The organism is Sphingobacterium sp. SGR-19 (genome assembly GCF_011043555.1).
Classification (GTDB): domain Bacteria; phylum Bacteroidota; class Bacteroidia; order Sphingobacteriales; family Sphingobacteriaceae; genus Sphingobacterium.
Genome location: NZ_JAAKGS010000001.1, coordinates 882,292 through 908,344 on the forward strand (window position 1 = coordinate 882,292; position 26,053 = coordinate 908,344).

A 26,053-nucleotide genomic window follows, 5' to 3' on the forward strand; every position below is an offset into this window, starting at 1 on the left:
ATGAACAAGCGGAATAAAATAGTATACTGGATCTCGACGGTATGGTTGGCGCTAGGTATGACGTCCACTGCTATCGTGCAATTAGTTAAAATGGAAGAAGAAATCCAAAAAACCAGTTTGGAATTAGGTTATCCCATATACTTCCTTTCCATTATCGGTGTTTGGAAGTTACTCGGCGTAGTCGTTATCCTCCTTCCAAAATTTGCTTTGCTCAAAGAATGGGCTTATGCCGGATTTTTCTTCTTGATGTCCGGAGCCATTATTTCCCACCTTTGCATCGGAGATAACATGGCAACTTTATTTGGACCGTCCCTATTGTTGGTCTTGACAATTCTCTCTTGGTATTCCAGGCCTGCCAGTAAAAAGTTACTCAATCCAGATTCGGGCGGCTAACTGTGTCCTTGCTGTTATCACGATTTAAATTGTCCAATGGGACACCGGAATGATTATCTATTCGCTGATCAACGGTATCGGTGTCTCTATCTCTTTCGAGATTATTCAGCGGAACACCATTATTTTCGGTCGGCCGTTCAAGGGAATCAGTCTTATCCGTCGATGATGAGCCTGATTCCCCGTTACAGGACAATAAAATGATACCACTCAGCAGTAAGGCTGTCAACAAACTAATTTCTTTCATCGTATCTATTCTTAGAACTGTACTCATCATGTATATCTTGTTATTTAAAAGAACAACATTCCCAAGAAAAATGTTCGGCTAAACCGGTTAATTCTGCTTGCCTATAAAATCTCGGATCAATTCCTGCGAACGGAGGGTACTATCTGGTCTGAGATAGCGAGGACGCCATCTCTTGTATTCCTCTAAGAGATTTGTAGCACGATTGTCAATCAAGGAGTCGAGCTGGCCGATGCGATGACCTTTCGGCACAGCGTAAACAAAATTCCCCTCTTCTGAGCTAAACGTGGGCATCCGGAAGAAATCTCTTTCCACATGCTTACCAGAAGTATCAGCGGTATGAAACGCCTCGACAAAAAAGTCTACCGCATAATCGGGGTAGCCGAACAAGTATCCATAGCCGCGCAGGCGATCGTATTTCTTACCATACTCGTTGGCCGTTACGACCATTGCCGGGTTAGCACCCCGTGTTATGCCAAACTGTCCAAAGAATGCCTGCTGCGCGTCCAACAGGCTATCCAGCAACGCGGTACGAACCACACTAACCTGTAGCGAACGGTTCTTCCCGTAAGCTGCTGCGTAAGGTACAAACACCACGTCCAAACCGTCTAGGTTTATGGAATTGACCGCCCGCTGTATACAAGCAATTTCCGCAAGATATGCCCCTGCAGAATCTGGTTCGAGTATATTTCCTTCCAACAATTTCGTAGAATCCGTATTGGCAATCGGAAAAGAAAAAGAAACCAGACTGCTCATAGGCTTAATGTCTGCGAGCAGCGTAAAAAGTGCCTCATTATCCAGCCCGACCTGTAATATGGAATCAGCCAGCCTATAGTGGTCACTAATCTCCACGCCAGTTTGCGGTGAACCTTGATATTGCGTCTTACAAGATAGCAATAAAATCAATGTCAATAATAGAGCGAAAAGGGGTTTGATAATCGTCATCTGGAATGATTTTTTAATTGTAGTATGGATTAAATAGTCGTCTAAAATGTTGCACCTACGCTAACCTGCATACCTTTACGATGATCGAAAAACGTTTGGTCTGCTCGTTGATAAAAGCCCTCACCCTTGATAAACAGACTGGTTTCCCGAGCTGCGGAAAGTTCGAACGAATAAACGAGTGGCACGCCAATGACCAGGAAATCCGATGCGGAATAATTTGTTTCACGCACCATTAAATCGGCCACCGGAAGGGAATTAGGGAGCGATCCACCATAATGGTAATCTGCGTTTAGACTTTGCCTATAATCCACCGATACACCAATGGAAAGAAAAGACCTCGCCCCCTTTCCCAGTGAAAAAGCCTTTTCAAAACTTGCTCCGTACAGCATTTCTTCGAATGCAAACGTAGAGCTTGGTATCAGGTATCTATCCTTTGCCATACCATAAGCTAGCCTTCCCTTAGCTCGGTAGCTGTATTGGCTGCCATTCATTTTAATCAGCTCGTAGCTTGCTCCAATGCCAGACTTATCATATGTAGAACGTACGCTGCTGTATCTATTCATATAGCCGTCACTATCGAGCCCAGGAACGAATTCGTTGATATATTCCGAACCTCTGGCATTTGACCAATGGCCTTTCACATCGATAATGTGCTTCCAATGTTCTTGCGAACGGCGTACCGCCACTGTAACCGTCCAATCGTCCCGCAAAAGTGTCCCTTCAGGCCGGGTATCCATAAAACCAACGTGTACATTCTCAGCCCCCACTTCGTAGTTCCCCGAAAGCAGCACAAACCAAGGACCGTCAAATCCATATTGTAACCCAACCCCTATCCTATCTGCTTCATAGTTTGTCTGGCGAGTTGTGGTTAGGTTTTCATAGCCTAGCCGGGCGATCGAATGTCCCAGCCCATACAGCGAAAAATACCCTTGGTCGATCTCATTGTTTACGCTCCTATTGGTCGCCTCTTCCTTATGATTACTATACGAAACGTTGACGCCTATCCGATGTTGCGGAGCAATCTCATAAACTACTCCTGGGCTGACCTGAAGGGCGTAGAACTTGTTCAATGCACGCACATCACGTTGCTTAGCCCCACTAGAGGAGCGGTACTCCATGGCCAATCCTAGCTGTAACCTGTCGTCTTTGAGCGGGAACGCCAACTCGAACCCAAGGCGGTAATGCTCGTTAGCCCAATGACTGGCATTGGTGTCTGCAATCATGTATGGCATTCCGCGAAACGGGTCAATCAAGGATGCATTGTATTCGGCAGCTCGACGATCTTGTCTAGCATAACCGAAGTGTCCCTGTATGTATAGATCACCCAGGTATATATTACCTAGCGTACCCACATCAGCTTGTGTGCTTTTTCGTGCTTCCTGCGGTCTTCTGAAATCTCCAGCTTGACTACTGTACCCAGCCTGTAGCACAGAAAAGTGAGCCGGTCGGTCAACTAGCAGCCCGGCAGCGTTACCTGTGTGACGCCAATTGCCGTATTGCTGATCCACTTCCCATTGCAGCATATTGTCTACCGTCTCTTGCTGTGCCACTACGCTGTTAGCATAGCCAAGGGAAAGTAATGTCAATAGGTAGAAAGTGATATTTTGGTATATACTCATGTCGCTCAATTCTATTTTTAATCCGTGATTAATTCGCAGATGACCAATCGGGGACGCCTTGTCCGTGGTACCTGAACTGCGGAACCACCTTAGGCTCGAAATCATCTGTGCTGTTGTTAGTATCCATCAAGATAGGTGATCCATCGTTTCTGTTTCCCAGCTTTTTCCGCCGAACGCCCAATGAGTTGTAGGTGGCATCGACATAGGTAATCCCCGCATCCAATACAGTAGGTACGCGTTTTGCGGTTCCCATAGTTTCATTTTGTACCGCTTCCACCGCGTCAACGACATAGCTACGCGGTATCTTGGCGTACAAATTGGGCGAGGTCGTGGACAGGTCACGGGTCTGTAAATTCGGATTGCCAACGGGGTCATACGTCTCTCCTTCCGGAACGCGGAATATAACCAACGCACTTCCAAATACCGAAGTCAGGTATTGCGGAGACGAACCCATCGCAGCGTTCCCGTTAAAAAATATATGTTGCATATCGGTGGCCGGCTGGTCCGGGAAATTAGGATTATTCATATTGAACTCAAACTCACATTTCGAGCAGTCAATGGGTGAATTTGGACTATACTGGGGCAAACGGTGGTTTGCGGCAAACTGTGCAATGGTAAAGGATTCTCCCGGTTGCAGTGGATACTGCGCGCCATTGCCCGGAACACGCCATATACGATCAGTGTATACGTATCGATTACCGTCTTCTTCCGGCCAGATCGGCATACTTGTCGAAGCCGCTATAGGCACCAGTCGAGCAAAGTATAACCCATCGGCATAAGCAGTTCCATCCGAATTGTTGGTAATTTCGTAAAACTGGTTTCGAAAGTAAAAAGGATCTGTCCCGGAATAAAAGATTTCGCTGAAGGCGAAAGGACCCACCGTAGCACCGTCGACTTCGATTTCCAACGTCTCGTTCTCCCGAAGGATCATCACATTGTTCACGCTACCATTCAGGAAAAAATTTCCCTGGTCACTCTCTACCGTCCCGCTCACGGTAACGCTATACACACCGGGCACCATGTTATCGATATAGTTGGCCCCAGCCTCCATGGTACGTTCGATCCGGATTCCCTCCGGAAAATTTTGCAAAACCAATCGCAAGCCCTCGGTCGATGTAACTTCCTCGATAACCGGAATAGCCTCCAAGCGTAACGAAGCATACTGAATATTTTCTATTTCGCGTGCATCATTGATTTTCTGACAGCCTTGAAAGATGGTACAGACGCCCAAAAAGACAACGATCAAACTACCCACGTTATATTTTTCTAATTTCATATATATATACTTTATTAAACTCTTTAAAATTTAGCACCGACTCTAAATCCAAAAAAGAAGGGAAGACCGGGACTATTCCGTGTATTGTCAGGCATATTTCGTGTATAGTACCGCGTACCGACCCGGTCAGATTGTGCCACCGGATATGACCGGAATAGGTTGTTTGCAAAAAACGATATCTTCAGAAAGTCCTTAATCTCTTTGCTGATGTTCATGTTGAAATTGAACATGGCCGGAAAGCTTTCCACCACTTCCAATGGGCGCGCTACCGGACGAAGGATCTCCTGAAATTCCTTTTCCGTAACATCTTCCCTATTTTTGAAATTAAACTCATATACCTGGCCATCTATTTTACTGATGTATTTGAGAGGAATAGAATCGTTGCCGTAGACCGTCCAATTCGATTCGTTCCAGATGGCATCGGTCGTGAGCGTCACGACAAACCCAATGCGCGGAATGTTATGGACGATCTTTAACGTTGTCACGGTTGATCTTTCATTAGCACTTGTCATTTCCGGCGCATACAAGCCAATGTGTGTCCGATCCGCTGCTCCGGCGCCGCTCTGTTCGTCGTAGAAAAAATAATCCGAAGAATAGGATTTCTGTTGAATGTGGGCACCGTAGAGCTGAAATGCTGTCCTTATCGCATCTACTCTCCCCAAGTTTAAGTCGAATTCCAGCCCCCATTTATCCAGCTGGTTATTGCTATGGGGTTGGTTGAAGGAGGCCAATACCGGATGGGAAGAAGCAATCTTTAATGTCGGATCAACTGCTTGGGCACGTTCATATTGTAGGTATTCTACCGGGCGAAATGTATTCAGGGTAGGACCGATGCCGTACGCATTGCGCAGCTTTTCTTGAAATAACGTTACATGCAATTGCGTCTTCCCTAGCCGTAGATCCACTCCGGCTTCCAATTTGGTATTCGTCGCAATTTTTAGATCGTTATTCTTGGTATCGAATACGCGCGTTGTCGTCATGAATAGCGCATCTTCACGCCCGCTGGCCATTTCATTGATGTTTATATAATCGAAATAAGCCGGTTCAGGATGCGTGTATAGTAAACCCGGTGCTTTGGCCAACGAGCCGTAACCTAATCGAAGTACAGCCCTGTCAGGAACAATATCGGCAGAGAAGTTTATACGGGGCGAGACGCGGTCATCCACGCCTGAAAAGCGATCATAGCGAAGACCAGCAATCACGTTAAGACGGTGATCTCCGATATGGTAAACGATATTGTCTTCTACAAAAGCGCCGATCTGGTATAGGGCAGGAATATTATCAAATGGCCAGTTACGAAAGGAAGAGTTGACGTAGCTCAGGTTTCGGTATGGCGGCAAGCTGTCTGCAAAAATCCTTCCGGTGCCAAAGTTCCGGTCGATCTTAAAATCTCCTCCTGCCAACCAGGTGTGATAGGAATTACCAAGTCTATGAAAGAAGGTGGTATTCGCCGAGAAAAAGGCGTTGAATTCTTTACCGTCGATCTGGTGCATACCTAAATAGGTACTGGGGAGATAAATGGCGTACCGATGTTCATCGCCAGGTAGGATACGCGTTATTTCCCGCCCCTCTTCATCGAAAAGCCGACCTCCCGGTGTATTCGATAATATAGCCCCGTCCTGTGTTGACATCCCATAGGCTGCATTAGCAGCGGTATAACGCTGTTGATAATAGCCCTCCTTGTCTGTCACCCCGATCCTACCCGAATAAGACAGCTCGCGCCACCAAGAGGAGGATTGCGGCCGATAGGTACCCGAGCTGTTCAACACCCAACCCAGTTCTTTCGCTGATGACCTCAGCTGTCGCGTTTCGTCGTTGGGATTTTGTCTTCTTGTTTCGCCCCCGTGGAAAACCACCAATCCATGGTGGGTACGCAACTTATTCTTTAGCCAGTTCGAACTGTAAAGCGCATTTAGGGACGTACGTTCGTAAAAAAGGTACGACTGAACCGGATCATGGGTATTGTGTGCATAATCTGCACCCATACTGAGGGCGTCCTGCCTGTCGTTGAGCGCAAATCCCTTGGACAGGTTGATGCCGTATAGATTGGGATTGGTGCTACCTTCTACCGTTAGCGGATGTACACCGGCCTTTTGATTGACGATCACCGCCCCGGACGTCATATCGCCATATTTGACACTGGGTATCCCTCGAATAACCTCCACAGACTCGATATTATACAGCGGAATATTACGTGTATCAAAACCTCCCGTCGGCGGTGTACCTCCAGACATAGACGATCCAGTGTGTACGGGCGTGAGGGTCTGCAAGTTTGCGTTATTGGATACAGGCGAACCATTCAGCACAATAGAGGTACCAAATGCGTTCGCATTGGAGGTAGCATTGGCTACATTTCGAATATTGATCTGTTTCGGTTCATTCAGGTTCGGATTCACGACCAAGCCCCCCGGTACGAGTGACATGACATCCGACAAACTATTGGCTTGCAGATGGTCTATAGCGTTACGACCGATATGCGTACTGGACGAACCGTTTGCGGACGAACTTCGTCCCGTAACGTCGACCTCCCTAAGCCTATACGAATTGGGCCGCAGGATGAGACGGAGTTCGTGACCTCTTGTCAGCACCATGTTCGTATCCAAATCGGCCATCCCAACATGACTAACCGTAATCCGAACAGCCCCCACCGGAACGTCTTCTAACTGAAACTCCCCCTGTTCATTGGTATGAGTCTGTAAACCGTACGGCGACAGCTTGACGGATGCAGCGCCAAGTGGCCGTCGGTTATTCTGTTGCATTTCATAAACAGTTCCTCTGAGTTTTATGCTTTGCTGTTGGGCATTCGCTAACGTTGCTGCGATACAAAGCGCCAAGAATAGAAAAGCATACCTGATAAAGCATCTTTGGTCTAACATGTCTGATAGATATGGTATTTGATCGCTGCAAATGTAATAAATAAAATATTACAAACGCAACAATGTTTCTTTTAAAACCTATCTTATCACGACAATTTACTTAGAATGTATACGATAATCCTACCATTCCACCACCGTGTATGGTCTTTCTGGAAGCATCTGCCCCCCAGAACTTCCATAACACAGCATTAGCGCCAGCCTCTTTACGTGTAGCTTCTGCATAGGTCAGTGATGGCGCCGCGTACAACTGCAACGATTTATTCAAACGTATCGCCGGAATAATCCGTAACGAACTCCGGTTTGCCTCATTATATTTCCAGTCTTTATCAAACTGAATCCTATGGGTAAGCTCCGCAGATAATGAAAACCGTTTCTTTTTCACGAGAAAACCTCCCAAGCCGGTTTCAAAACCATATCGCAAATCTTTATCGTCTATATATGTTCCCGCACCTAGGACCGCATACAGCACGCGTCCTCCGGTCTTGAAATTTAACGCTGCAAACTGGCTTTCGTCCAGTCCGATCGAGAACTGCCGTGTACCATTTTTAATCCAATTGAATACACCTATCGGATAGTCACTGCTATCCGCTATATTGACAACCCCAAGTTGTATACCACGTACTTTTTTTGCCATGTTGATTCCCCCCGCGACTTGGTTCCCTACCTCGTTTGTTGATTTATTCATCGCGCCGGCGATCTGTAAACTCCGTGTAGCGTCCGTCGCCAAATTTGCCACGCCGGCTATCTGCGCTCCAACAATTAACGTATCGATTGTATTCCACACACCAGCTAACTGCACGCCCTTTAATGTATTTAGACCAACATTTGCTACCCCTGCCATCTGTAAGCCACGCACATCGCCTCCTACCACGTTCGTTACCCCGGCAACTTGTCCCCCCCGCATATCAAACTGGTTCACATTAAAAACACCCGCCCACTCGGTACCCGATACTCCTGCTGTGTAACCGCCGATAATATTCAGCGAGAATTTATTCACCACCTGTGAATTGAAAAGACCGTGCGTACTCAATCCCGGAGTCATGGAAATCTGAAATGGGCTGTACACAAAGAAACCACCTACGTTAAGACTCTGGATACGCTGCTTTGAACTCGTAAAAAAACGTCCGAATGCCGAGTTGGCAATGGTCTTTGTCGAGTCTAGCGTTTGGTGGTAGCCCACCTTTCTGTTTGGATCCGGATTCGTCACATCTATCGGAAGCAATAAAACAAGCATGGTATCCCGGTAGTTTTCTTTACTGAGTGCAACCGTAACCGTATTTCCCAAGTTCTTCAAGTCCAGTTCAAAATAACCGTTTTTACGCGTTAAGGAGGCTGCCTGGAATGTAGTTCGGTCATATACCGTCACCAGATCCAACGGTTTATTCGTTTGTACATCCATCACATATCCCGTTATCTTCGCGCGGTTATTTTTCAACGTATCAATATCGATCGTATGCACGTTCAGTCGCTGTGGCGCATACGTAATGATAATATGTGAATTGGTTTCCTTGAAAGTATATTTCTCACCAAGCAATACTTCCAGATAATCAATCATTAGCCCTCGAAAAGGGGCTGCATGAATCGGCTTATCTAGATCAACCAGATTACTATTGAACGAGAACAGCACTGATTCTTCTTTCTTTAATTGATCAAAGATCACCCGCAGCTTCACATTTTCAAATTTCGGCATCTCGATACGCCGGGAAAGATTATGTTGCCCTTGTACCGACAGGAAAAACATACATAAAATGGGCATAACCAAAGCTCTAAGTTTAGATCGACGAATAATATATAGTATTATTTTTAGCATTTTTAAGAAATTATTTAGCCTATACATGATGATCAATTTATATGATAAACATTATCCTTTTTAACGATCTTCAAATCAAAGGTCTTTAAAATAGCCTCCAATATCTCCTGTAGGCTTTGCTGTTCAAACGTGGCCGTATAAGGCAGTTCCCGTGTCTTTGGATTATCGATTACAAACTGTTTTCCATAAGCCTTACCCAGAACTTCAAAAACACGTTGTAATTCGGTATTTTCAAAAATAAATTCCTGGCGCACGTAATAACGATATAGCTGGTCCGGAACGGTATCTATACGGATCTCTGCTGTAGAGGTATCAGCTAATAGTACCATCTGATTTGGCTTCAGTACGACCTGCTGTTGGCCGCGTGCTACTTTTACCGAACCACTTGCCACAATGACCTCCGTAAGGACACCTTCCCGGCGGACGTGAAAGCTTGTGCCCAGCACCGTAATTTCGCTTTTTCCCGCTTGGATCACGAAGGGATGTTTGGGGTCTTTCTTGACATCAAAAAAAACCTCCCCTTTATGAAGCTGCACATGCCTATATTTGTCCAACCATCCTTTTCCATAATGCATCTCCGCATGCGTATTCAGGTGTACGGTACTTCCGTCTGGCAAGGTCGCATATTGTACCTGTGTTTCCGTCCGGAATGTTTTTCGATCCCCTAATGACGCCTCCATGGCCCAAAAACCTAACGCGCAGAACACCAATAGCGCAGCAGCTATCGCCCACCTATTCCAACTGATATGCTTTTTGCGACCATCACGCATCCGCAAAAAGTTCGACCATGCGTCGTCGATATCCACATCCGGAACTTGCTCAGTCCACTCCCCCATGTCCCATATTTTTTTCATCTTTTCGAACTCTTGCTTATTGTTGGTGTCTTCGGCAATCCAGCGCTCCACCACAGAACGCTCTTGCTGATCAGCCTCGCCGACTATATATTTTACAATTAACTCACTGTTCATAACCTTGTCATTATAATGAAGACCACGATATTTAAATAATCCGCTAAATGAATGCGTAAGTGCTTTAAAGCCTTGCTCATGTGCCCTTCCACTGTTTTCAATGATAAGGTGAGCTCATTGGCAATTTCCTGATATTTCAACTCCCGAAATCGGCTCATCTCGAACACCAATCTGCTCTTTTCCGGCAATTGCTGTAATGCCTCGTGCAGCTGCTGCTTCAATTCCCGATCGTTCTGCTGCGAATACGTATCATCACGCCTATTATATTCCTGATAAGCTTGATATTTCATCTTATACTGCTCTCTCTTAATGGCATTCATACATTCATTGTGTACCGAGCGATAGAGATATGATCGGATTGACGTATGGATATCCAGCTGTGCATCCCGTTCCCAGAGTTTTAGAAAAACCTGTTGAACGATTTCTTCCGCTGCCGCAGCATCTTGTACGATCTTAAACGCATAGCGGTGTAATTCCTTAAAATGCGTTCGAAATACTTCCTCAAATTTCTTTTCTTTATCTATGAGCATAACGTCATGCTGTTTTCTTTTTCCTGGCCATTTTTCCGGCCTCTTTACTATCTAGACAATCCATTTTCATTTTACCCTTAGCGAAAAATAATTTTTCTTTTCTGATAAGGGTATCATCCGACTTAACAGTCATAGGTATAAAGGAATTCATAATATTTATTTTATCAGCATTAAAAAATGAAAAATTTCAAAAAACAAGTAAAGAATGTCGCCATGCTCTTGGCTTTGGGTTTAGGCATGCATGTAACCACGCAAGCACAGGAAGTCGAATTTGGCATCAAAGCAGGCGCTCTTTACAACATGCCTAGCTATGGAAATAAGGCAGTCAGTGATAGTGATTCAAAATTTGGTTTCCAAGCTGGCGTATTTGCTCGTACGACCGAAAAGCTCTACGTGGAAGGCGAATTGGCATTCTCCAGTTTTAAATCGACCTACACATTGGAAAGTAAAAAATTTGCCCCCACATTCTACCAATTAAATTTACCTCTTCAAATAGGTTATCGCGTCGTGGATACCGATAAGATGGTTTTGCGTACATCTATTGGTCCACAGTTCAATTACAACCTGAAAGCTAATAGTGCAAACGGAAAAGTAGATTATAAGAAACTAAACTACGATGGTTTTGTCAATATCGGTACGGATATCGACCAGTTTTCTATTGATCTTCGTTATAATCACGCCATCAATAAAACAAGCAATGAACTCGAGAGCCGAAATCGTATGATCGGTTTATCCCTAGGCTATCGCTTTTAGCGTATGTTACCCCTAAAATAGGAAAGGTGTGGAACATTCCACACCTTTCCTATTTTTCCTAACGGTTTACCTCATCATGTTCATCTTTCTTATATAGGAAGAACACCGACTGACGTCTTTGGTTTACGCTGTGTTACATTTATTTCTCTAAATCGGATTCTGTATGCATGGCGCAAAGCCACTGATCATTTTCCTTTACCCATGTTGATGCACATGCACAGCGAAATGCTGACGTTTGTCCGCCGACGACATATTCCAATTGAACGATGTAAGCAATAAGAGCCGTTGTTTCATTGATTGCTTGCGACGTGATATCCGAAATATCAAGAACTCGCATCCGCATGTTCTTGCTAGATTCGAAATTCTTGTGAAATTCAGTTTCATCCACTTTTCGCACGCCCGTTTTCCCGGTAATAATACAAGGAAAGCGGGTAAGATTTTTAACAGCGTCAATATCGCGGTCTTCCATGGCTTTCCAATACCGTTTTTCAAATTCCAAAGCTTCCATATTTCTTTATTTTATCTTTAAAATAAACTTATAATCACAAATACCTTTCCAAAAACCGACCGAATGTCTACATACAAAAAGGCAGTCCGTTTGGACTGCCTCTTCTATACCATTAAAAACTGTATAACGAGAACTCGAACGTTAATTACAACCGACAACTTCTAATAATACGTTTCGTAGTCCCCTCTTAAGAACAACCATTGCAAAATAGGATATCCTTTGCTGTTTACGGTAGAGGCCCAAGGCTTCTGTGGACCAAGCTCCCAGCCTAGTATACTTTGGTAGTTATTCATATCACTCAGAAACGCTTTACTTTTTGTCTCTCCATCGTAAGGTGTATCCCGAACAGTAACTACGCCTGTAACGAAGCTAGATGACGGAACTGGACTGCCGTTTTTTATCACGACAACATCTTCAGACGCCCAACAGTTTTCGCCCTGAGCAATCACGCCGGCTACTTGCCCCATATTGGTAACAACGCGACCTGCCAACCCATCCCCAACATTTTCCACAGTTGGATTGAAAGCTATTAATCCTTTAACATTACCATCTGTCCAACCCAACAGGCCTCCAGCGCCCCGACCAGCGTTTGTATTGGAAAGGATTTTTCCTGCAGAGAAGCCATTATCCACTTTACCACCATCCCATACGATACCGGCTAAACCTCCGGCCCGGCTGTTGCTTGCCCCCGAATTCGTTGCAATAACTTCGGCTGTCGAGAAGCTGTTGACGATGAGACTCGTTTTGCCTCCATTCGCTTTACCAACGTTACCAGCAATTCCACCTACTGCATCTGTTCCAGTTACTTTACCCGTAGAAAAACAATTCTCAATGATACCAACTTTGACAGGTTTATCTGGTGAACGCAGACCGAGATAGCCACCAAAAGCACCTCCTCCGTTTGTAGATTGTATATCCACATTTACAAGACCTAAATTCTTACAAGAACCAAATAGAACGCCAAAAAAACTGGCATACGAAGCATCCTTGGAGGTCAAGTTCTTGATAAGATGTCCATTTCCATCGAAATGAAGAAATTTCATATACGGGTCGGCGTTATTAATAGGTTTCCAATTACGTCCAACCATATCAATATCGGCCGTCAACTTAAAGTAATAGGGATTATTTTCTGTATTGCTCCAATTAAGCGCATGCATATTTTGTAAGTGATTGGCAGTCGCTATCAAATAGGGATTTCCTTGCGTGCCATCTCCCCCGGCGAACTGGTCTGCACTACCCTTCTTTTTGACCAATATAAACGTTCGCAATAAACGTTGCCCATAATGGTTACGGGCACCATTATCCGTGGGGTAATTGACAACCCTCTCGTAACCTTTATCTTTAATGTACATGGTGGTCGAACCACCACCGTCCATATTCAGCGCAAACCGCGGAGCGAAATAATTGGTTAAAAACTGTGTTGCTTCTTTTGCCGTCATGCCCGCCGATTCACTAAAACGACCATCAATCGTGATCAATAGAAGTTTATTATCTTCGGTCAAGGCAACCGCGGTACGTGGATGCCTAACGCCTTGATGTCTCCGATAATCTTCATAGTCTAAGCTATTTAAGTTAATCCCGGTAACATCTCCGATAAAATCTTCGCCCACCTTCTTGTAATCGTCAATGAGCATTGGAGCTCCCGAAAATATATTAAGATAAGGCGATTGCGCATAATCTTCTTTTGTTCCATATCCTATCGTCAGGTCCTGACCGGCATTATACGAAATAGCTCCCTCGTGCTTCCAAAACCGCAAATGCCCTTCGGTTAATGTAACCGGCGAGGCGATGTTCCCATTCGCTTTTATAAAACTCGCATCTGCTTCATAGGTCCCATTAATAGCAGCGATGGCGCCACGGGCTTCGGCCACGGCAGACAGCGTATCTCGATCTCCTAAGGAGACAAATTCCAATTCATAGTCTGGGTTTGACAAATCCAATTCCACCACGTTTACAAACTGGTTGGCAGTTTGTGCTTGAATATACTTCGAAAATTGATAATGGATAAAGCCATTGTCGATCGTATCACTCACCCAGCCATCCTTATCTTTTAACGTTTCATTCGTAACCGGCGGTTCCGGTTCCTTGAGTTCCGGCAACAGATTACCAAATTCCGAATTATCTAATATTTTTTTACTACACCCACTTATCGGAACAAGTGTAGTAAAACAACTTATTAGAAATAATATAATAAAAAGATTGTGCTTTTTCATAATGATTACCATCTAGGGTTTTGTTTTAAAGTTCCGTTCGATAAATTGATCTCCTCTGAAGGAATCGGGTATAGATAATCCTTACCCTCTACCTCGTCAAATTTCCTGTTGATGTTGCCGTGTGCCACCACATGACCCCTAGTTCCCTCTGACAGTACGATGTCTTGGCCAACTTCCATAAACAGACTCGCCGACGATCCAGGTCTCGTACCCTGATATAGACAGAGGTCTATAGTCCCATTTCCGTCGAGGTCAAAATCGCCTAACCTGCTGAAATACATACCTAAGAATGGCTTTTCAAATAATTTACCAGCTTTCCAACGCATGATATCGTAATATCGGTGGCCTTCCATCACCAATTCTATCCCTCTTTCTCTTCGTATTTCCAAGATAACACCCGTATACTGCGTATTTTTTTCCGACACATTCGGGAAGCCGGTATTTTCATTTAATAAATAAGGATCAGGATTTGTATTGGCCTGCTCTAAATTTAACGCAGGCATTCCCACCCTGGCGCGAAGTAAATTCACCGATTTATTTAAATCCGATTGTGTCAACGTACCCAATTCTGCTTTTGCCTCCGCAAAATTCAGATAGGTTTCCGCTATCCTGAACAAGGGCATATCATTGACACTCGCATCATAAGCATCATATATCTGTTCCATAGTGTACTTAATCAGATGATAACCCGTAACGGTAAAGGACAGGTTTGGTGCGGCAGCTCCCCCACCAATTCTAGTATATCCAGGCGTACGAATGGTCTGCGCAAGACGCGGATCGCGATTTTGCATTTCCTGTACAAATTCTCTGGTATTATAATTTGGTTGATCCGTGAACCGAAGCCCTCCTGTTGTCAAATAGGTGTTCACGAAGCTCTTCGATAATCCCGGACGTCCCAACGTGCTCGCATTTGTAGCATTCTGTACACTATGTGTCAGATTAAGTCCTTGGTCATAGTGCCGCGCCAAGATAATTTCCTGGCTTCTGGCATCAGGTGTTGCGAACAGATCTCTATAAGGCGTGCTTCCATTCGTGTACAAGGTATATCCTCCGTTATCTATCAGTTCTTCCGATGCGGCTACGCAGGCATTTAGATATTTTTCTGCATCTGCCATGCCGTGATATTTCCGGAAAGTACCTTCGAACAAACCTACCCGCGATTTTAACGCCAATGCCGTCCATTTATTTACCCGATACACATCTTTCGTTGTGGGCAAGTATTCAATCGCAAAATCCAAATCTTGCATAATGGAATCTGCTATGAGGGTTCTCGAATCTCTAGGTTTAAAGAGTCTTTCGTCATCAGAACCCAATACTTCGTTAAACCACGGCACATCACCAAACCGCTTCATTTTCTCAAAGTAAAAGTAAGCACGGAAAAACTTGGCCAAGGCATCATATTCATTTCTAACTGCTATATCATCCGTTTGATGCGAGTTCTGCAGGAGATAGTTAATTCTCCTTAATGCTTCCCACCCCCATCCACCTCCGGTGGCAGGCACTGTCCGTTGACCGGATATTTCTGTATTTAGCGGCGTGGAAATAATGACGTCGGCCCTATCATTGTATATATCTGCCGCTTCTGGTAATACATCTTCATAAAATTTATTACTATATAAGCGAAGCTCCTCTTCGTTAGAGAAATAAGTTTCCGGAGAAAGGGTCGCTAATGGGACTTTATCCAAATCACAGGATACCAAGCTTACTATCAGCCCTACCCCTATCATTATGTTGTTAAAATTCTTTTTCATCGCGCTCTATTTTAAAGACTGATATCCAACCCAAACGTAAATGTCGTCGCCCAAGGATATACCTTGGCGTGGCTTGTCGACCTATTGTATGTATTTTCTGTTGCCGCTTGTTCGGGATCTATATACTTACTTTCCAGCTTCGTAAACGTCAACAAATTTTCACCACTAAAATATACCCGAAGCTTCGATAGCCCCGCTTTAGACGCTAGCTTCGGCGGCAAAGTATAACCAACGGTAACATTTTTCAAGCGCATATAAGCTAAATCCTGTACATACTTGCTGTTTGCGACCCCCAATGAGCGGTTTGTCGCATTCAATGCGATGTACCCCCGTGGACGTGGGAAGTAGGCATTCGGGTTATCCTCGCTCCAAACGCGGCTCAAAAAATCCTGGCCTATAAATGTCGAATACGGTTGTGCATAAGGCCCCCAGAAATAAGATGATCTCGTATCGGGATACCAGTTCTGTCGCCCTATTCCCTGTACAAAGACCGAAAGATCGATATGATTCCAATCGCCACCGAATGTAAAGTTGAAGTTGTATCGCGGCAAGGAATTCCCGATCACACGGCGATCGCCCGGATTGTTTGCGGTATTATCACCAAGTGAAATAACATTGTCCCCGTCCAGGTCTTCAAACTTCATATCTCCGGCATGTAAACCCTGATCAATCGCTGAAGTATTGATAATCGTATTCACGGATGTTTGGTCAACCGCGTAATTTGCAGCCTCCTCATCTGTTTTAAAGAATCCATTTACTTCGTATCCCCAAATCTGCCCGAGCCGTTGCCCTTCATAAAAATTGGATAGGTTTTTGTTCGGGTTGTCAAATCGGGTTACCCGAGAAATATTATCTCCAACCCCTGCGCCGACATAATAATTGAAGCGTTTACCATCCAGATCAAACCCGTCTTTCCAATTCACGCTAGCCTCCCAACCTTTCGTTAGTAGATCGGAAGCATTTTCCAACGGAAAATCTGCTCCATAATAGGCTGGAATTGTTCTCCCGGCTGTTAGCATGTTTAAGGTTTCGCGCTGGTAGATATCTCCCGTGAACGTTAATCTCGATTGGAGCAACGCCACATCAATTCCTATATTTGTCGTGTTTACGGTTTCCCAGGTCAAATCGCTCGCGTTCGGTTCACTCTCTTGCGCATAAGGAGCCATCACGTCACCAAAAGAATACTCTTTGGAAACATTCCCCGCATTGATGGTCTGCAAGTAATCGTAGTACCCCACTTGCTGATTACCCAACGACCCATATGAAGCTCTTATTTTCAAACCGTTCAGCACATTTTGATTCCATTCTTCAAAGAAGCTTTCTTTGTCCACGCGCCAAGCTGCGGAGAAAGACGGAAAGAAACCAAATCGGTGTCCCTTTGCAAAGCGCGACGTACCGTCGTATCGTCCCGCTGCTTCTACTAAATATTTATCCTGATAACCATAATTAAGCCTATAAAACGTACCAAACAACGCATATTCATTTTGCCCGCCGTTGATTTCCAGCACGTCGCCGGTAGCAATTTCGAAGTCGGTAAGCTGATCGCTTAGCAAGCCATTCCGCGCGACTTTAATATCTTTTAAATGCTTCGTTTCATAATTATACCCTGCCATGATCTTAAAATCGTGATCATTGTTAAATACGTTCTGATAAGTAGCATACGTGTTCACCGCTTGATATTGATGATTGACCTGCGTTTCATACAAACGGTCATTCCCAATGCCGGATGTGATATTTAATACCTCTCCTGGGTATTTAGAATACGCTATATTTGCCGATTTATTCATCGTTTGGTAATTGTAATGAATAAACCGGTAACTTGAGCGGATATCAAAACCTTTGAAAGGCCTGATCACCGCTTCTATCGTAGGCGAAAACTCACTTACCTTATCCATGTTTCGGTGAAGATCCTGCCCGAGCAAAGCAGCATAACCATCCATCAGATTGTAATTACTGATACTTGTTTGATACACTTGCGTACCATCCGGATTCACCGGAACGATGCTTGCCAGCCCGTGCACCACAGCCGCGCTAAAACTATTATCTACACCGCTTGGCCCCGGATAGGCATAAGAGGAATTAAAATAAGACAGGTTTGTATTAATATCCAACCAGTTGTTTACGGTAAAATCCACGCGCGACCGTAAATTATACCGTTTCAAATCATCCGTATGCTGACGAAACACCCCCTCTTGATTAAAATAATTCCCCGATAAGCTATATTTCATGTTTTCGGAAACCCCATTCACACTAAGGTTATGTGTATGCATAGGCCTTCTCAGGTCAAACAAATGGTTATACCAGTCGGTATTCCCGTAATACACGTAGCTTTCACGACCATCTCTATCGTCCACTACTACCCAAGGTCTGTCGGGATGCTCTGTCTCATCGTTTCGACGCAGCCAGAGCTCATAATAGTCGTCGTCCGTATACCGGGTATAATTGGAGCCGGCATAGTTAGAGAAAAACAAATCATTTATGCCCGCTGAATAATAACCGCGGGTTTCAAAATCCGTCGATGTCGTTTGCGCACTTACGGAGGTCTGTCCGGAGTAGGTAATCTGCGCCCGGTTTCCACTTCCGGTTTTGGTGGTCACCAATATCACGCCATACGAAGCACGTGCGCCATACACGGCTGCAGCAGACGCATCTTTAAGCACCGTAATCGATTCCACATCGGCGGGGTTAATTCGATTGATATCCCCTTCAAATCCGTCAATGATAACCAATGGTGTAGCATTACTGGAGATGGAGTTGACGCCGCGGATATTGAATCTTCCAGAAGCGCCCGGTCTGCCCGAACCAAAGGTAACCTGCAGGTTCGGAACAGTTCCTTGTAGCAGCGATGATACGTTTGCAGCAGGTCGGCTTTGCAACAGCTTGGAATCTACTACTGTAGTAGCCCCTGTCAAATTCTCTTTCTTTTGTGTTCCGTATCCCACGACAACGACTTCGTCCACTTCCTGTATATCTAGCTCTAGTCTAATATTCATATCGTTGGAAGCTCCAACGCTCTGCTCCTTGGGAAGATAACCCATTAAGGAAAACCGCAACAGCCCATCTGTGCCTTGCAGCTGCAACAAAAATTTGCCATCGCTATCAGTAGCGCTACGGTTTTCATGCCCGATCTCTCGCACCGTCACGCCACTTAGCGGCTGTCCACCTTCATCCACAACGGAACCCTTTATCGTCCGTTGCTGCACAGATTCTTCTATTTCGTCAGCTACCGTCGTGGTAGGCGCAGCAATCTTGCGTCTGCTCAATACGATATTCTTTCCTACGATGCTATATGTCAATTGGTATCGATCAGAAACATCTTTTAATACCGTTTGTATGGCAGCATCATTATAAGAAACGTTTAGCACAGCTGCTGCTGGCACCATCGATTCGTCATAAAAAATATTGTATCCCGTTTGACGTTGTAATTCATTGAACAATTGTTCTACACGCAGTTTGCTCTGCTTTAAGGTAAATGTCTGTCCGAATGTTAATGCGCTAACATGTAGGTTGGCGGCTAATAACAATGGAATGGCTAGACTCAATTTCATCAGAATTGAATATTTTTTTTTCATACATTTGTATATGATTGATTATTAATTAGTCCTTAGTTATTTTTCAATCTTTAGTCATGTAGACGGAAACCAGGGGCGTTACGACCGCTCCTGCTTTTTTTTGTCTCATGAAAAAAGTAAACCTTATTCTTCCACGATGACCCTCCTTCCTTCTATTTTGAAGTGAACACTGCCGGTTAATTCAATAAGTTCAAGCAAGTTATCAATTTGCTCAAATCTCGATATCGTTCCTGTAAAAAGGCTGTTGTCGACCGCTGCGTTATAAACCACCTCCACATTGTACCAACGCGCTACACTTTCCATCACTTCTTTGATGGTCGCCTTGCGGAAAGCAAAATTTCCATTTTTCCATGCCGTTGCATATATAGGATCTACCTTTTTTACATCAAATCGCTGCGTCCGATTGCTTATTGTGGCCTGATCGTTTGGTTGCAGTAAGACTTCCTGTCCTCCGGCCTCAAGCCCTAAACGTACTTTCCCTTCCACCAAGGTTGTTTTTATATTCTTCCCGTAAGCTTCGATGTTAAACGTCGTGCCCAACACTTCCAATTCCTGTGCACCCGTTTCCACTATAAACGGTATGCGTTTAGCACCACTCGTTTGTTTAGCTACTTCAAAATAACCTTCTCCTTCCAGCTCTACCACTCGTTTGTCCTGTCCAAAATATACCGGATACCGCAGTTTACTCTCCGCGTTCAACCAAACACGGGTACCGTCTGGCAGCACCACTTGATATTGGCCACCTTTGGGTGTCACTACGGTATTGTGGACGGCCGTTTGTGTCAAGGTCGTTGCATCGTCATAGCGATAATAAATTGTACCGTTTTCGTCTTTAACGATGGAAAAACCGTTTTGAACAATGACCGTATCGCCTAGAATTTCTTCTAGATTAATTTCCGAACCATTATCAAGAATAATACGCGCGCGATCGCCTCCCGGTACAATGACATTTTGCGCCAGATTGCTTGAAGGAGTATCTTCAGGCGCATGGAAAAATGAAAGATTATTATATAAAAAAGGCACCATGACAATTAATGCAGCTGCGGCTACGGCTATCCATGGCTTTTTCCACCAAAGTTTACGGATTGACACGGATTCATCCGCTACCTTTCGGCGAACGCGTTTATCGTTTAAAATTTGTTGATAAATACCCGCTTTACGCTGAAACAGTTTGTCGTCAGGAAATCCTTCAGGTAACGTATCATACAGCTCTTCCAGGAGTTCGGTATTCTTGGAATCGGCAAGCATAGTGCGGAGCCGTTGCATTTCCTCCTCGCTACATTTACCTTGTTGATAGCGTATTATTAACTCCTTTAATTGGGGCTCGTTACTCATTTTCTGGCTGTGCTTCTATATAGATACACGCCCTATAGCGAAAAAAGTACTATATGGAAAATAAAATTTTTATTAAAAGGAGAAGAAAGAGGAAATTATGGAGTTTAAGCCGTATAATTTTGGTCGCGGTTGCGATGTGGTTGCGAACTGTATTTTTCGAAAGACCTACCATATCAGCTATTTCATGATAAGATTTATCTTCCAGCTTATTCATTTGATACACGATCCTCTGCTGTTGAGGAAGCTCATTGATTGCATTTTGTATCACCGCACTTAAGTCCTTATTTTCTATTCTTTTCTGGTTCTCATCTGTCGATTCTTCCCAACTAGATGCACGATAATTTTCATATTCTTCCTGATTTACCTTTTTCCGGAAGTGCGATATGGCCAATCGTTTAGATACCACATACAGATAGGGATATATGCCCTCTGCGTCTTTTAAATTCTCTTTATGTAAATAAAGCTGCACAAAGGATTCCTGCGTAATCTCCTCGGCTACAGCCACCTCTTTGCACAGACGATAGACCTTTTTAACTATCACATCAAAATAGACATTATAGACATATTCGAAGATATGTTCATCACCTTCCTGGAAAGACAAGAATTCTTCTGCGGTCAATGGTGGCTCTAGAGACATATAAAAATCTATTCCTTAAAAATCGACCCAAGTTAAAACATTTAAAATCTCGTTACAAATTCCTGGTATTAAGTTTATGTGATATTTAGGCCGAGATGAAAATAAAAAACGGATCCCTTGCCCAGCTCACTATCTAACCCGATCCTGTCAATAAAGTTAATATTATTTTCCGTAACATAGCAAATCTCACGACGGGAGGATGAAATTTTTCGGTCAGCATTTGTAACGACATAAAAAAAGGCAGCCCAAAACGGACTGCCTTTTCTATACCATTAAAACTAGATAACACTAGAATTTGAACGTTAATCCAAAGTGAGCTGTGTTAAAGAAGTTATCAAAAACGTTGATGTTCGTAGTGAATTCATTTTGCGCTTTCGCACCGTCAACGTCTACTTTTGAAGAGTTAAATGCTACAACGTTTCCGAAAGAAAATCCAACGGCGATGTTGTTTGTAAGGAAATAATTCGCACCTACACCTGCGTTTACTCCGAAACCTTTCGTTTTGTCAAGCTCGGTTGTTTCCGTACCGTTGTTAAATTCTCCGCCCACTTGGTTGTAACCCGCACCTAGTTCAGCATAGGTTTTGAAACGTGAACCTACTTCTAGGAAATAGTAACGTCCGAAAGCACCGATACCAAAGTTGTTACCTTTCTCGTACACGTCGTTTTCTCCAGAATAATCTGTTGTTTTGGTATTACCCACGGCCAACTCCAAACCTACAGCGATTTTATCGCTTACAAAGTATCCGAATTTAGGATTAAAGTTGAATTTAGAAACTTTTTCCTCTTCTTGCTTATCATTCGCATTTGAAGAGTTGATAAAACCTTCCACGATGAAATCTGTTTTTTGGAAACCGAATTCCTGTGCTTTTGATGCAACGGTAAGACCTGCAACTGCAGTTAAAGTAAGTAATAATTTTTTCATATAAAATTGATTTTAAATTAAACTGGCGCAAATCTAAACGTTTTACCTTGTGAAGCAAAAATTTCAAAACATATTTTTCTGTGAAAAACCGATATTGCAAAATAATATTCTGACCATCAACGCATTGACCATGGTAATATAATTGTCATGAATTTCCGAGGAGCGACTGTCTCTTTTGAATCACATTAATTCCCTCCAAAAAAATGATGACTGATCGCATAAGGGAGATTTAAAGGAACACCATTGATTACCCCCGTACTTATGGTCTGTCCGTTCGGAAATAGAAGTTCTCCCGTTTGCGGGCGGTATACCGCTCGATCGGTCTTGCCATCACCATTATAGTCACCCGGTGTAGGGATATCACCAGTCTGTCCGATAATGACCGGATCAGCAATTCCGTCCACATACCACTCGTTTGTAGAGGGTCGGTATATAGAACGTTCGGTGATACCGTCACCGTTGTAATCTCCGGGTACCGGGATATCTCCCGGTTTTCCGTATTGGCCTCGATGAATGGCAAACCGAAACCATTCTGCAGTAGACGGACGGAAGAGCGCATAATCTACTTTGCCATCGCCGTCATAATCAGCTGGAACAGGAATATCGTCTGCCGCTCCGTAAACCTGTGTCACATACCGTGGAGAGGGCATATAGTTGTACCGTACGTACCAAGTACGCTTGGATGGTCGGAAAAAGGCATAGTCAACCTGGCCATTGCCGTTAAAATCGCCTGGTGTAGGGATATCTCCCGGTTGACCGAAAACATCATCCTCCGCATCGGGGCGTATCCAGCGGTTATAGGTCGTGCCTTCTCGAAAAATAGCAACCTCGGTTTTGCCATCGCCGTCATAATCTGCCGGGACCGGAATGTCCGTAGGACGATCGCCAAAGGTTTGGTTTGGCTGACCCGGAATAATCCAGTTGCCGTCTTGGAAAAATGCAGGTTCGGAACGCCCATCATTGTTATAGTCGTTTGTTCGCGACATGGTATACGATCGCTTCCAGGGCAGGCTGAATGTGCTCTGCAGATTGTCAATAGGCGCACTTCCCGGAACAAATGTCTGGCAGTCCAAGCGGTCGTTGGAAGGAGAAAATTTGATGGTACGCAGCAAGCCCGGTACATACTCCCTGCCTTGGTAGTCCACGGTCATGGCATGCACCATGTTGCCATTGTATACATCTACGCGCCTGCCTTCACCGGACACATGGCCGCCGAGCATCAGAAAGAAATTCGGAAGTTCGCGAAAACGGGTATACATTTGTTCAGCTTGACTGATACCGTCCTTTTCTTGCAGCCCCCAATCGCTTTTGCCATCTATATCGACATCTTTATTATCCGATACCGTGTAGTGGGTCACCACAATGGCCTGCCGGTCGGGATGGGCGGCAATCTGTTGATAGGCCCAATCGATGGCCTCGGTAACCTGTTGCTGATCGCGGTTCCAACGCAGGTAAACGACCATCAAGTTGACCGAAGAAGTATTAATGAAGTCGTAATGGTTTTCATTGGTTCCCTCCGGATAACCCTCCTGATAATAAGACCTTCCGCTGAATCGGTGTTGACCGAAATGCGTATCGTAATACGGACTGACGCCCCATGGTGCACTGAAATCGATATCGTGATTGCCCGCCACGACCCCATATGGTATCCCGTCAGGGAGTCCGGGTATGTTTTCCAACTCGGCATAAGCCTCGGAAGCACGCATCCATTGTTGTTGGGTCGCCAGATCCGTATGGTCATAATCATCGATAATATCCCCGACACTGATCACGGCAACAATGTTGGAGTCTACACGATGCTCCCGGATCCAGTTGATCTGGTCGTGAAGTTGCTCAATATATTGTCCGTTTGTTCCTTGGTTTTCTGTATAATACTGGGTATCGCCGATAACGGCAATCATAAAATCTTCGGCTGCAGCTTTCGGCGTTACCGCCATTTTACTAGCGCCGTTCAGGTATTCCTGTATCTGCGCTTTGCTACAGGCTATGCATCCTAAGACAGCCAGTACAGTGAATAATTTAGTAACCTTCATTCTGTGTTAATTGTTTATTAAGGTCTAATTCCGGTTGCGGAATAGGCCACAGGTAATTACGTTTGGTAAACTGATTTGTACTGATGATTTGAAAAATGGTTGATCCATTGTTATAGACCGGATGATTATCTTCGTCAATGGCTGGTATAATAGGGTCATACCAATGCGCTTTTCGCCGACGCCCGAGAACATCTCCGGGCATCACTTTTTCGGCAATGCCCCATCTTCTGATATCGAAAAGTCTGAAGCCTTCAAGCGCAAATTCGATCGTGCGCTCATAGCGAACGGTTTTCCGTAAAGCCTGTTGGTTCATGGCGATGTTCACCGCCGGCATTTCCACGCTTTTTCTTGTCCGCACCTCGTTAAGTGCTGCGACGACGCTCTGATCAATTTGATTGAGCTCGATTTTGGCTTCCGCATAGGTCAGTAGGACCTCTGCATAGCGAAACAACATGGTGCTGAAGGTCGACTGGTTCGCATTGCCTGGCATGTCATCCTCATCATAATATTTATTCCATAAGTAACCCGTAAACGTCGCATAGGCATTGGTTACCTCCGGGTTGCCCACACGTTGCAGGCCATTTGCTGTCCGTTTGTAGGTTTGTACGCTGTCCGGATGGGTTTGGAACCTCAGATCGTTAATCCACTCGCCAGGTAATACGATCGAGTGGTCCAGCCGTGGATCACGGTTTTCAAAAGGCGATGCAGGGTCATATAAAGGGCTTTCGTCAATGGGTAGACCATCTTTGCAGGCATACATATCCACCAGTATCTGCGTAGGCACCAATACAGAGTAGCCCCCTGATTCCCGGTTAGCTAGGTAACGGGGTATGGCGGTTGTAAAAACATCTAAATGATATTGCTGTTCCATGATGACTTCGGAAGAGCCGGTTCCTTCGGGCTGGAACAGATTTCGGTAATCTGGGTAGAGCTGATATTGATCCATATCGATCACCGCTTTTGCTTTTTCCGCAGCAATCTGGTAATCTCCGGCAAGTAGGGCTGTACGCGCCATCAGCGTAAGTGCAGCCGCCGCAGATGCTCGGCCAGAGCGATTCGCAGGCAACTCCTGGGGAAGATGTTGCGCTGCGAACTCAAGATCGGCGTAAATCTGCTGACGTACTTCCGACACGTTTATACGAGGCATATCGGTATCCGATAGCTGTAGCATGGTGGTAACCAAAGGTACGTCCCCGTAAAGGTTGGTGAGGTAGAAATAAAAATAAGCACGTAGGAAACGGGCTTCAGCCTCTATCTCTGCGTACTTTTCCGGCGTTACTACTTCCTGTGCACGATGCATATTTTCCAGGATATTGTTTGCGCGGGCAATTCCTTCGTACATATGTACCCATACGCTGTTGAATAGGGGCGTCTCTGCCGTAAATTGACCGCCCTGGGCGGTCAGCATACCGCCGAAGTCACCGCGGCACCAAGCCAGGTCGGTACTCGCATCCAACCATAAAGGGTAAGGTACTTTATACGAGTGCCAATAGAGTTGACGATAGGCCCCGTTGATCGCCAGATCCAGTTCGTTTTCCGTCGAAAAAAAGCTGGCATTGGAAGGCTGATCTAAAGGAACCCTGTCCAAAAAATCTGACTGGCAGCCAGAGAGGCAGCAGCTGATCAGTAGGAGAAGAATCAATATTGTTTTCATCTGTTAATTTTTTTG

19 protein-coding genes are annotated in these 26,053 nt (G+C 44.7%); 2 read left to right on the plus strand and 17 right to left on the minus strand.

Translation table 11 applies throughout. From position 1 onward, the window contains the following. Entirely contained in the window at nt 1-393 is a 393-nt protein-coding gene (locus tag G5B43_RS03885) for a DoxX family protein (protein ID WP_165293370.1), read from the plus strand. On the opposite strand, the gene G5B43_RS03890 is transcribed toward G5B43_RS03885, so the two are convergent. The 8 genes from G5B43_RS03890 to G5B43_RS03925 all read right to left on the minus strand — a co-directional run bounded on the left by G5B43_RS03890 (nt 371) and on the right by G5B43_RS03925 (nt 10,658). Continuing rightward, nucleotides 371-667: a hypothetical protein gene (locus tag G5B43_RS03890; protein WP_165293371.1), complete on the minus strand. Its 297-nt coding sequence runs from the start codon at nt 665-667 to the stop codon at nt 371-373. The genes G5B43_RS03885 and G5B43_RS03890 overlap by 23 nt on opposite strands. Before the next feature lie 57 nt (nt 668-724). Further along, the gene (locus G5B43_RS03895; RefSeq protein ID WP_165293372.1) at nt 725-1,579 is read right to left on the minus strand and encodes a hypothetical protein; all 855 of its coding nucleotides are present in this window, start codon (nt 1,577-1,579) and stop codon (nt 725-727) included. A gap of 41 nt (nt 1,580-1,620) precedes the next feature. Then, on the minus strand, nt 1,621-3,303 hold the full coding sequence (locus tag G5B43_RS03900; RefSeq protein ID WP_165293373.1) for a DUF6850 family outer membrane beta-barrel protein: 1,683 nt from the start codon (nt 3,301-3,303) through the stop codon (nt 1,621-1,623). Continuing rightward, a complete protein-coding gene (locus G5B43_RS03905) occupies nt 3,227-4,474 on the minus strand; it encodes a DUF4876 domain-containing protein (protein WP_165293374.1) in 1,248 nt (415 codons plus the stop codon). Before G5B43_RS03905 ends, G5B43_RS03900 begins: the two co-directional genes overlap by 77 nt. A 23-nt stretch (nt 4,475-4,497) precedes the next feature. Beyond that, complete coding sequence (locus G5B43_RS03910) at nt 4,498-7,350, minus strand: TonB-dependent receptor (protein WP_165293375.1); 2,853 nt, start codon at nt 7,348-7,350, stop codon at nt 4,498-4,500. Between the two features lie 100 nt (nt 7,351-7,450). Continuing rightward, nucleotides 7,451-9,106 (minus strand): carboxypeptidase-like regulatory domain-containing protein, encoded by a 1,656-nt coding sequence (locus G5B43_RS03915; RefSeq protein ID WP_165293376.1) that lies wholly within the window; start codon nt 9,104-9,106, stop codon nt 7,451-7,453. Between the two features lie 86 nt (nt 9,107-9,192). Then, complete coding sequence (locus G5B43_RS03920; RefSeq protein ID WP_165293377.1) at nt 9,193-10,128, minus strand: FecR domain-containing protein; 936 nt, start codon at nt 10,126-10,128, stop codon at nt 9,193-9,195. Next, complete coding sequence (locus G5B43_RS03925; RefSeq protein WP_165293378.1) at nt 10,125-10,658, minus strand: RNA polymerase sigma-70 factor; 534 nt, start codon at nt 10,656-10,658, stop codon at nt 10,125-10,127. The genes G5B43_RS03920 and G5B43_RS03925 overlap by 4 nt, the downstream gene beginning before the upstream one ends. Before the next feature lie 177 nt (nt 10,659-10,835). Between G5B43_RS03925 and G5B43_RS03930 the strand changes: the two genes are divergently transcribed. Then, the gene (locus tag G5B43_RS03930) at nt 10,836-11,411 is read left to right on the plus strand and encodes a porin family protein (RefSeq protein WP_240904720.1); all 576 of its coding nucleotides are present in this window, start codon (nt 10,836-10,838) and stop codon (nt 11,409-11,411) included. A 139-nt stretch (nt 11,412-11,550) separates the two neighbouring features. Here the strand turns inward: G5B43_RS03930 and G5B43_RS03935 are convergent, their stop codons facing one another. The 9 genes from G5B43_RS03935 to G5B43_RS03975 form a co-directional block, all read right to left on the minus strand. Further along, nucleotides 11,551-11,919, minus strand: a complete 369-nt coding sequence (locus tag G5B43_RS03935; RefSeq protein ID WP_165293379.1) for a nuclear transport factor 2 family protein — start codon at nt 11,917-11,919, stop codon at nt 11,551-11,553. Between the two features lie 161 nt (nt 11,920-12,080). Further along, entirely contained in the window at nt 12,081-14,132 is a 2,052-nt protein-coding gene (locus tag G5B43_RS03940) for a phosphodiester glycosidase family protein (RefSeq protein WP_165293380.1), read from the minus strand. Nucleotides 14,133-14,137: 5 nt separating this feature from the next. Then, nucleotides 14,138-15,883 (minus strand): RagB/SusD family nutrient uptake outer membrane protein, encoded by a 1,746-nt coding sequence (locus G5B43_RS03945; RefSeq protein ID WP_165293381.1) that lies wholly within the window; start codon nt 15,881-15,883, stop codon nt 14,138-14,140. A gap of 11 nt (nt 15,884-15,894) precedes the next feature. Next, nucleotides 15,895-19,431, minus strand: a complete 3,537-nt coding sequence (locus G5B43_RS03950; RefSeq protein ID WP_165293382.1) for a SusC/RagA family TonB-linked outer membrane protein — start codon at nt 19,429-19,431, stop codon at nt 15,895-15,897. Between the two features lie 147 nt (nt 19,432-19,578). Next, nucleotides 19,579-20,790 (minus strand): FecR family protein, encoded by a 1,212-nt coding sequence (locus G5B43_RS03955; protein ID WP_165293383.1) that lies wholly within the window; start codon nt 20,788-20,790, stop codon nt 19,579-19,581. A 49-nt stretch (nt 20,791-20,839) separates the two neighbouring features. Continuing rightward, complete coding sequence (locus G5B43_RS03960; protein WP_165293384.1) at nt 20,840-21,427, minus strand: RNA polymerase sigma factor; 588 nt, start codon at nt 21,425-21,427, stop codon at nt 20,840-20,842. A 288-nt stretch (nt 21,428-21,715) separates the two neighbouring features. Further along, nucleotides 21,716-22,351: an outer membrane beta-barrel protein gene (locus G5B43_RS03965; protein WP_165293385.1), complete on the minus strand. Its 636-nt coding sequence runs from the start codon at nt 22,349-22,351 to the stop codon at nt 21,716-21,718. A 185-nt stretch (nt 22,352-22,536) separates the two neighbouring features. After that, nucleotides 22,537-24,384 carry a metallophosphoesterase gene (locus tag G5B43_RS03970; protein ID WP_165293386.1) on the minus strand — a complete coding sequence of 616 codons (1,848 nt, stop codon included), beginning with the start codon at nt 24,382-24,384 and terminating at the stop codon, nt 22,537-22,539. Then, complete coding sequence (locus G5B43_RS03975; RefSeq protein ID WP_165293387.1) at nt 24,371-26,038, minus strand: RagB/SusD family nutrient uptake outer membrane protein; 1,668 nt, start codon at nt 26,036-26,038, stop codon at nt 24,371-24,373. The genes G5B43_RS03970 and G5B43_RS03975 overlap by 14 nt, the downstream gene beginning before the upstream one ends. Nucleotides 26,039-26,053: the final 15 nt, after the last annotated feature.